Annotated in this window: 9 protein-coding genes; 5 read left to right on the top strand and 4 right to left on the bottom strand. The window is 42.4% G+C overall.

The window, feature by feature from the left end; genetic code table 11:
- Positions 1-5: 5 nt before the first annotated feature.
- From B4C48_RS14140 to B4C48_RS14150, 3 genes are all read right to left on the bottom strand, one after another.
- On the bottom strand, positions 6-479 hold the full coding sequence (locus B4C48_RS14140; RefSeq protein ID WP_291357608.1) for an NfeD family protein: 474 nt from the start codon (positions 477-479) through the stop codon (positions 6-8).
- A 98-nt stretch (positions 480-577) separates the two neighbouring features.
- Positions 578-1,495, bottom strand: a complete 918-nt coding sequence (locus tag B4C48_RS14145) for a patatin-like phospholipase family protein (protein WP_291357610.1) — start codon at positions 1,493-1,495, stop codon at positions 578-580.
- A 63-nt stretch (positions 1,496-1,558) separates the two neighbouring features.
- Positions 1,559-2,185: a lysophospholipid acyltransferase family protein gene (locus B4C48_RS14150; RefSeq protein ID WP_291357612.1), complete on the bottom strand. Its 627-nt coding sequence runs from the start codon at positions 2,183-2,185 to the stop codon at positions 1,559-1,561.
- A 146-nt stretch (positions 2,186-2,331) separates the two neighbouring features.
- Here B4C48_RS14150 and B4C48_RS14155 point away from each other — a divergent pair, with 146 nt between their 5' ends.
- The 5 genes from B4C48_RS14155 to B4C48_RS14175 all read left to right on the top strand — a co-directional run bounded on the left by B4C48_RS14155 (position 2,332) and on the right by B4C48_RS14175 (position 8,669).
- Entirely contained in the window at positions 2,332-3,585 is a 1,254-nt protein-coding gene (locus tag B4C48_RS14155) for an MFS transporter (RefSeq protein ID WP_291357614.1), read from the top strand.
- 126 nt (positions 3,586-3,711) lie between these two features.
- Entirely contained in the window at positions 3,712-4,830 is a 1,119-nt protein-coding gene (locus B4C48_RS14160; protein ID WP_291357616.1) for a porin, read from the top strand.
- 133 nt (positions 4,831-4,963) lie between these two features.
- The gene (locus B4C48_RS14165; RefSeq protein ID WP_291357618.1) at positions 4,964-6,631 is read left to right on the top strand and encodes a phosphoethanolamine transferase; all 1,668 of its coding nucleotides are present in this window, start codon (positions 4,964-4,966) and stop codon (positions 6,629-6,631) included.
- 9 nt (positions 6,632-6,640) lie between these two features.
- Positions 6,641-7,318 carry a response regulator transcription factor gene (locus B4C48_RS14170; RefSeq protein WP_291357620.1) on the top strand — a complete coding sequence of 226 codons (678 nt, stop codon included), beginning with the start codon at positions 6,641-6,643 and terminating at the stop codon, positions 7,316-7,318.
- Positions 7,319-7,358: 40 nt separating this feature from the next.
- Complete coding sequence (locus tag B4C48_RS14175; RefSeq protein ID WP_291357621.1) at positions 7,359-8,669, top strand: sensor histidine kinase; 1,311 nt, start codon at positions 7,359-7,361, stop codon at positions 8,667-8,669.
- Positions 8,670-8,717: 48 nt separating this feature from the next.
- On the opposite strand, the gene B4C48_RS14180 is transcribed toward B4C48_RS14175, so the two are convergent.
- Positions 8,718-9,140 (bottom strand): phosphatase PAP2 family protein (locus B4C48_RS14180; RefSeq protein ID WP_291357623.1); only part of this gene is annotated, 423 nt, incomplete at its 5' end.

Below are 9,140 nucleotides of genomic sequence, written 5' to 3' on the forward strand. Positions count from 1 at the left end.
TCACTTTATATATTTTCATTATTTGGATTGTGGGGTTTAACCACCAGATCATTGCCTGAAATTTCCACGACACGTACCCGATCCCCGACGCGTACAGGCGCTAAGGTACGGCAGTTCCATTCATCTGAACCCAAAACTGGCATAGGAAAACGTACCGTAATCAAGTCATGTTGCATATGGATTTGAATGACCATACCGACCTGACCGATCGTTGCTTCACGAGACAATCCGGCTTTGGTTTTATCGATCGAAAGCGGTTTGATAAATTTGAACCAGAGTAATGTGCAAAGAACGGACAAGATAATCCAGGTGATAATTTGGGTGGTGAAGCCCATCATCGGAAACATCCAGTATAAAACCCCCACCATGATGGCACCGATACCAAACCATAATGCAGCAAAAGCAGGCAGCATCAATTCAGAGAGTATGAGTAAAACACCCAATACAAACCAGTGCCAAGGTTCCAAAACAAATTCCATACATCTACTCGTGTATTGTAAAAATTGATATAGACGACTAACTGTCTATATCAATTTAGCAGATGAATAAGTCTTTGAATATTAAAAAAGCATAATTTTTAAATTCTGGATTTGGGCGCAGGTTTAAAGGCCGCGGGTGACTTTTTAAAATCGTTAATTGCCTTTTCAATAGAGCTGATTTTCAGCTGGGTGGCTTTTTCGCCTTCCAGAATAGATTCATTGCTGGCTTTTAAATCCAGGGTACCTAAATGTCCTACTTTGGGCTGAATAATCACATTGGCCTGGTTCAGTTCTTCATTGATACTTTGCTGCCCCATAATATTGATGGTCTGGTCCAGCAGGCCCCACATGTTCAGTGGCTTGTTACCGACTGGACGAGCAGAAATATCTACGGCAATCACAATATCAGCACCCATGGCTTTCGCCGTTTTTACCGGAATCGGGCTGACCAGTCCTCCATCGACATACTGTTTCCCGCCAATGGTTGCCGGGACAAAAACATTCGGGATACTGCAGGAAGCACGCACGGCCTGACCAGCATTGCCTTTAATAAATTCAGCTTTAGTGCCAGTGTCCAGACGGGTCGCAACAGCCGCAAAGCGAATCGGGAATTGTTCAATCGGTTTATTGGCAATGTGCTTGTTCACGTAATTCTGTAATTTTTGACCTTGCACCACACCTTGACTGTTCAGGGTCAAATCACGGATATCCGATTCTTTTAAAGTCAGAGCAATTTGTTGTAATTGATAAGGTGTTTTACCACTGGCATAAATACTGCCGACAAAACTTCCGGCACTGGTCCCCGTGACAATTTTGGGTTTAATGCCATGCGATTCTAAAACTTTCAGTACCCCAATATGGGCAAATCCTTTGGCACCGCCACCTCCTAAAGCTACGGCCACCACAGGCTCACGTGCTTTAAGCACAGTCGTTTGAGGAGGCGTTTTAGTCGCCTTATCACAGCCAACCAGGCTCAACGCAAGCAGACCCATGAAAGAATATTGCACAAATTTCATATTTGCAATTGGATACCAAATAGACAAAAGTGCGCACATGACAGCAGATTATGGCGATTTTGACTAGCTATTTTTTATACGATTTTGTAAAGGTTTGGCCAGCCAATCTGGATTTTTTGGAGAAAATTTACCGGTATATTGATTTAGAATCTGTTCCAGATCCTGTTCATAATTTCCTGTCGGCTGAAACACACCGAGGCAGTGAATGGCCTTGTTTTTATAATCCAGCGAAAACATCACAATCGGAATTTGGGCACCGACCGCAATACGGTAAAAACCGCTTCGAATCGCTTCCGCCTGTTTCCGTGTTCCTTCAGGGGCCATCCCGACCCAGATCTGCTCTTGGGTATGGATAAAGTCGATAATTTGCTGAGTTGTACCCTGTTGAATACTGCGATTGACCGGGACTACGCCAATCCATTGCAGCAAGGGTTTAAGCGGCGTATTAAATAAGGTGTGTTTGCCAAAAACCGTGATCTTGATTCCCAGTCCCAGTAGCGCGGTAAAGCCATGCCAAGCATCGATATTCGAGGTGTGTGGAGAAATAATCGCCACCGCTTTAGGCAGGTTGGGAAATTCACCATCAAAACTCCAGCCTTGAGCCAGAAATAATGTTTTAAAAAAATTTCGGCTCAAGTGGCTACCTCGGGCAGGCACCTGAGCGGGCAATTTCGGAAATTTCGAGCTCATGGTCGCGTATTGGATTTCCTGGCAAATCTATCGACTTTTAAATATGTTAAGCTTTTGCGAAATAAGATTCATTGGCAAAATGTTAGCCTCAATGCGGCTGGCTTGAGCAAAATCATCAATCTGGTTTTTAATCCTAAGGGCACCTTATGCCAACTACACCTCAGCTTTATATTCTGCTGTTCTCTTTATATTGGGCACAAGGTTTACCTGTTGGTTTTATGACACATGCTTTACCGGTCATTTTACGTGCCCAGGGGGTATCACTGGCACATATTGGTGGGTTTGGCTTATTGATGTTGCCGTGGTCGATTAAAATTTTCTGGGCACCATGGGTGGACCGTTTTGGCCATTCAGCATTTGGCCATTACCGCAGCTGGATTGTACCGACCCAGCTATTAAGTGTCGCTGTACTGATAGGGCTGTCGTTTCTGCCGATTCAGACATTAAATCAACCGGTTTATTTACTGACTTTTTTTGTGGCTTTACTGAGCATGAATCTGATCGGTGCAACCCAGGATATTGCCACCGATGGTCTGGCAGTCAATATGCTGAACCATCAGCAGCAACATTGGGGCAATACCTTTCAGGTGATCGGCTCAAGGCTGGGTTTCATTGTTGGTGGGGGAGCCATTTTATGGGCGCTGGACTGGCTGGATTGGCAAAGTACTTTTTTAATCTTGGCAGGACTGGTGCTACTAAATACGTTACCGATTTTAGGGCTGAAAGAACCGCAGCGATTAAAGCAGATCTCATCAAATCAGGGCACAGGAACATTTCGCTGGAACAAAATAAAAAACTATCTGGCTTATTTTTATCAAGACCAACATCTTGCTGCATGGCTTGCAGTTCTTATCACATTTAAAATTGCTGATGGTTTGGCCGGACCTTTGCTTAAACCTTTAATGGTGGATTTAGGTTTAACTTTTTCTCAAATTGGCATCTATGTGACCATGCTGGGGGCATTGGCTGCATTAACCGGGGCAGGGCTTGCCGGCCTGAGTTTGAAGTACATGTCTCGTGCCAGTGCATTGTTAAGTTTTTCTATTCTAAAAATTGTGAGCTTGGCTGCATATGCATGGCTCGCTTTTCAATATGAGTCACATGCTAACATTGAAACCTGGGTGATTTATCTGATTAATGCGGCTGAAGATATGATTTCTGCCATGTTATTGGTGGTGATGCTGACTTTAGTGATGCAATACAGCCGCAAAGCTTTGGCAGGCACCGATTTCACTTTTCAGGTGGCATTAATGGCAACGGTCAGCGGAGGACTTTATAGCCTAAGTGGAATTTTTGCTGATGTGCTGGGTTATGCCCATTATTTGCTGGCTATTACTATTATCGCAATTTTGTCTGTTGTTTTTATTTTGCGCTGGATGAGTTATGTAAATAAACAATGAGACGAGACCATTTCATAAATAGAAAACTAAAGTATTAAAAAATATATATAAATATTAAATTATTCATTTGGTAATATAAAATAAAGTTGTAACATTTGTTACAAGATAATTTGGGAATCTTAATAAATGAAAACTAAAATTGCAGCAGCGATTGCTTTAAGTGTGTTAGCCGGATCAACATTCGCAGCACCAACCTTTTATGGGGAAATTGATGCAAGTATCGACTACTTACCAGAAGATAATGCCAATACTTCTGATAAGGATGTAGTAGAAGTCAGTTCTAACAGCTCTTTCATTGGTTTAAAGGGTGAAGAAAAACTTAACGATCGTTTAAGTGCAGTTTATGCTATCGAGTGGGGTCTAAGTGCAGATGGGGATAGCACAGACTGGACTACGCGTAACCGTTTTGTCGGTTTAAAAGATGCTCAATTCGGTACCTTAAAAGTGGGTGCGCATGACACGCCACTGAAACAACTTTCAAGCCCGGTGGATAGCTTTAACAACTACGTTGCCAATAAAGCCGATATTACAGGCATCATGACCGGTGAAACTCGTGTTTCTAACGTCGTGGTGTATGAATCTCCAGCCATTGCCCTGCCTACAGGTGCAATTAAAGTAAATGCTTTATTGGCTTCTGGTGAAGATTCAGGCATTGCTAAAGGCAATGGCGCGTCTAAAACTGCTGGTCGTGGCTTAGGTGACGCATGGTCTGCATCTGTTGTTTATGACAGCCCAGTAGTTGTAGCAGGTATTGCGTATGATAAAGCGATTCCAGGCAACTTTGCCGGCCGTGGTATTTTAAATGCAGCTACGCCTGAAGTTACTGCGGCAGCAGCAGGCAGTGCGTTTGCTGCAGCAAATACAGTTCGTGCAATTGGTCGTGTAAATCTGCTCGATAATGCATTAGCACTTAAAGCACTTTACCAAACTTCTGAAGTAGAAGATGCAGCAGGCAATGAGCCACTAGCAGCGGATATCGATGATTCACAAGGCTGGTTGTTGGGTGCTGAATATAACCTTCCAACAGCTAAAGCATGGACGATAAAAGCGCAATATAGCCAAAACACCACTAGCTTTAAATCAGCAAAATCAGACTTTGATGCGCAACAAATTTTTGCAGGTCTAGATTATGCATTCAATAAACAAGTGAAAGCATATGGTTATGCAGGTTACTTGACGCTTGAACAAGGTGATTTTGAAACCAAACAACCTGTCATCGGTACAGGCTTGGAATATAAATTCTAATCAGTCCTGAATTTTTGTTTTTCCAAAAGGCGATGTAAAACATCGCCTTTTTTATTACCATTTTTTCATATTAAGTGAATTTTAAGTTTGGTAATTTAGATTAAGGCATCAGTAAAAAGATTAGCCAACAGTTATGTCAAATATAATCAGCCCTATACGCGATAAGATCAAGCCGATTTCATTAAGCCAGTTTAATTTATTGCTGGCAATCTGGCTGGGTGCGATTTTAAATTTTGCCTTTTTTCAGAAAATACAGAGTCTAACGCCATACCAAGGTCCGAAAGCCTATCTGTTTTTAATGGCAACCGTATTAGTGATTGTGGCTGTTTATAACCTGATTTTTCAGCTGATCCAGTGGAAATGGAATGCAAAAATATTTGCCACCCTATTTTTAGTGGTGGGCGGTTTTACTGCATATTTTGTCAATAGCCTGGGCGTGGTGATCTCACCTGAGCAAATTCAAAATATGATGCAAACTGATGCACGTGAACTCGGCGATTTATTGTCGTTAGAGTTTATATTGTGGACAGCTGTTTTTGTTTTATTTCCGATCTTTTGTATCAGTCTGGTTCGTATCAAAGCTGAATCTTTGCCTCGTAAAGTTACTAAAAAACTGTTGAGTGGCGTTGCCTCATTGCTGCTGATGGCTGCTTTGCTATTTCTTTTTTATGTCGATTATGCTGCGATTTTCCGGGAACATCGTGATTTAAAAGGCATGATTTCGCCGCAAAATACTATCTCGGCCACTTTGTCCTATTATCACAAATCTGCACCGAAAAAGAATTTACCTTTAATTCAGTATGGTGAAGATGCACATCTGGTTGAACCCGTAAAAGAAAATGCTAAACCTAAGCTGATGGTACTGGTGGTCGGTGAAACAGCGCGCGCAGAAAGCTTTTCCTTAAATGGTTATGCCAAAAATACCAATCCTGAGCTTTCTAAACTGGACATTATCAATTTTAATCAGGTGAGTTCATGTGGTACTGCAACAGCTGTTTCTGTTCCGTGCATGTTCTCTGGCATGCCGCGTAAAGATTATGACGAGCAGCTGGCCAGTCACCGGGAAGGACTGCTCGATATTGCTCAGCGTGCCGGCTATAAAGTGACCTGGATAGATAACAATTCAGGGTGTAAAGGTGCCTGTGACCGGGTTGAACAGTATCAGATTCCGCAACAGCTCAAAGAGAAATGGTGTGCCAAAGATGGTGACTGTTATGATGAAATTCTGGTCGACAGTCTAAAAGCTTATCTGGCTGCAATTCCTGAAACCGACAAGACTCCGCGTTTAATTGTACTGCATCAGATGGGTAGTCATGGACCTGCGTATTATCAGCGTTCTAAAGCACCGTTCCAGCCTTTTAAACCGAGCTGTGATAGCAATGCGATTCAGGGCTGTAGCAGCACAGAACTGTTGAATAGTTATGATAATTCAATTGTATATACCGACCATGTTTTAAGTTCAATCATTCAGGTATTAAAAGGCAACAGCGCTTATCAAACCGGATTCTGGTATCTGTCTGATCATGGTGAATCGACCGGAGAACACGGTTTGTATTTGCATGGCTCACCTTATGCGATTGCACCGACTCAACAAACTCATGTACCCATGCTGATGTGGTTTTCACCTGAATGGACCGAGCAAAATTCTGCGCAAATCACTTGCTTAGCCCAGCAAAAAAGCAAAGAATTAAGTCAGGATAATTTGTTCCCGAGTCTGTTAAGTTTGCTGGATGTCAAAACCCAAACCATTGATGAACAAAATAATATGTTGCAGCAATGTCAGTCAAAAAAGAAAGTATGAGTTTAACGCATGACTAAAATATTAATGATTGAAGATGATTTCATGATTGCTGAATCCAGCATGACTTTGCTGAAATATCAGCAATTTGATGTGGAATGGGTCAACAATGGAATTGACGGTTTAAAAAAACTCGCACAACAAAAGTTTGATATCGTCTTGCTCGATCTGGGCTTGCCAATGATGGATGGTATGCAGGTGTTGAAACAGATTCGCCAGCAGTGGCCGGCTTTACCGGTGCTGATTATTTCCGCACGGGATCAGCTGCAAAATCGGGTGGACGGATTAAACAATGGGGCAGATGACTATCTGATCAAGCCTTATGAATTTGATGAACTGTTGGCCCGCATCCATGCTTTATTACGCCGTAGTGGGGCAGAGTCTGCGCTTCAGGACAGTCAGCAAATTTTAAGTTATGGTGAATTGTCTTTGGATGTGGAACAGCATATTGCCAAGTTTAAAGGGCAATATATTGACCTGTCCAATCGTGAATGGGCGATTTTGATTCCTTTGGTCAGTCATCCAAACAAGATATTTTCTAAAGCCAATTTAGAAGATAAATTGTATGATCTTGATAGCGAAGTGAGCAGCAATACCATCGAAGTGTATGTGCATCACTTACGTGCCAAACTCGGTAAAGATTTTATTTGCACCATTCGTGGCTTAGGTTATCGGCTGGGACAACTATAGAATCAGCTCACAATAAAATCAGCTATAAGGTCAGAAACTGGTGCAGTCACAGTATTCATTAAAAAAACGCCTGATTATTTATGTTTCTGTTTTTAGTATTGCTTTAGGATGCTTGCTGATTTTTTCCGCTTACCGCATTGCACTGCAAGAAATTAATGAAGTGTTAGATGCACAGATGCAGAATCTGGCAGAACGTGTCGCGCAGCATGATCCAGAACCGGTACAAAGCCAGTTTGATCAAGCCAGGCATTATCACGAAGAAGACCTGTTTGTGGATGTCTGGTCCTATGCACGCGAAGAGCATAAAACCCATGCCATGAATTTATTGGTTCGTCCTGTGAAAAAAGCAGGATTTTACACCCATAAAACTGCACAAGGAGTTTGGCATACTTACGTCCTGCCTTTAAAAAATTATCAGGTACAGGTTAGCCAGCAGCAATCGACACGGCAGCATTTAGCCTTGGAACTTGCCGGCAGTATGTTTATTCCTTATTTACTGTTTATGCCCTGCGTCATCTGGGGGCTCAGCTGGATTATCAGTCGCAGCTTGCAGCCTTTGGATGATTTCAAAGCTGAATTGGCGCAACGCGATTCGGAAGAACTAAGTGCCATTCAATCAAATGCTTATCCGCTTGAAATTGTGCCGACCATTACCGAAATGAATCATTTGTTTGAGCGGATTTCCTCTGCCCAGCAGGAACAGCGACAGTTTATTGCCGATGCCGCACATGAGCTTCGCACACCCATCACCGCATTAAATTTACAGATGCAAATTCTGTTAAAACAGTTTCCGGATGCTCAGGAACTACAGAATTTGAGCAAAGGGTTAATCCGGATCCAACATCTGGTCAGTCAGTTGCTCAATCTGGCGAAACAGGATGCTTCCATTCTAGAGGTGGAAACCAAACAGAATTTCTCACTAAATCAGGTCGCCGTGAATTGCGTGGAACAGCTGATTAATCTTGCCATGCAAAAAGAAATTGATTTAGGTATGGAACGTCAGGAAGATGTATTGCTGTATTGTCAGGAATCTGCGGTACATTCCATTATTTTTAACCTGATTGATAACGCGATTAAATACACGCCTAATCACGGCGTGATTAATGTGTCTGTATTTAAGCAGGATGGTTTTGCCATGATTCAGGTTGAAGATAGCGGACCCGGAATTGCTTCAGAACTGTATGAAAAAATTCTGAAGCGCTTTTATCGCGTGCATCATCACCTGGAAATAGGCAGTGGTCTGGGGCTTTCTATTGTAGATAAAGCCACAGAACGACTCGGCGGTAAGATTTCATTTTCCAAGAGTGCCAGCTTGGGTGGCTTGCAGGTCAATGTACAATTGCCACTCTAGCAGATCACTTCTCTTAGATAATGGGTTCTAGCAGATAGGTGTAAGTAGTTAAACTTTCTCGGCTGCTTTATCCATGCTTTGGCTTGGATTAAATCTTTTATAATTGAGTAGATAAAAGCTGACATTGACGAGCCAGATAATCCAGGCAGTCCATAAGTTATGACTGAGAAAATGTGCTCCGCGCATCATTTGCGCCCAACCCATGGCAAAACCTAAAATAAGCCCCGAGATCAGAAAAAAATAGGCACGTTTTTTATCGGAAAGCCTAAATACAAAAAATCCGGCCATCAATGCAAAGCCGGTAGATGCATGTCCTCCTGGGAAACAGTGACCTTTAGTGGCAGAAAAATCCCAGAAAAAACCTTGATGGGTAGGAATGGTGATATTCCACGGACAGGCATGGGCAGACTGCGATTTTAATAAGCCAATCAGTGACGTTGAAAGGATGACCAGCCAAAAGAAATAACCATA

This window comes from Acinetobacter sp. UBA3106 (assembly GCA_002365595.1).
Taxonomy (GTDB): Bacteria; Pseudomonadota; Gammaproteobacteria; order Pseudomonadales; family Moraxellaceae; genus Acinetobacter.

Bases quoted from the DNA above. Each gene is read 5' to 3' on its own strand.
- B4C48_RS14155 (WP_291357614.1), top strand. From the start codon at position 2,332: ATGCCAACTACACCTCAGCTTTATATTCTGCTGTTCTCTTTATATTGG.
- B4C48_RS14160 (WP_291357616.1), top strand. From the start codon at position 3,712: ATGAAAACTAAAATTGCAGCAGCGATTGCTTTAAGTGTGTTAGCCGGA.
- B4C48_RS14150 (WP_291357612.1), bottom strand. From the start codon at position 2,185: ATGAGCTCGAAATTTCCGAAATTGCCCGCTCAGGTGCCTGCCCGAGGT.
- B4C48_RS14165 (WP_291357618.1), top strand. From the start codon at position 4,964: ATGTCAAATATAATCAGCCCTATACGCGATAAGATCAAGCCGATTTCA.
- B4C48_RS14145 (WP_291357610.1), bottom strand. From the start codon at position 1,495: ATGAAATTTGTGCAATATTCTTTCATGGGTCTGCTTGCGTTGAGCCTG.
- B4C48_RS14140 (WP_291357608.1), bottom strand. From the start codon at position 479: ATGGAATTTGTTTTGGAACCTTGGCACTGGTTTGTATTGGGTGTTTTA.
- B4C48_RS14170 (WP_291357620.1), top strand. From the start codon at position 6,641: ATGACTAAAATATTAATGATTGAAGATGATTTCATGATTGCTGAATCC.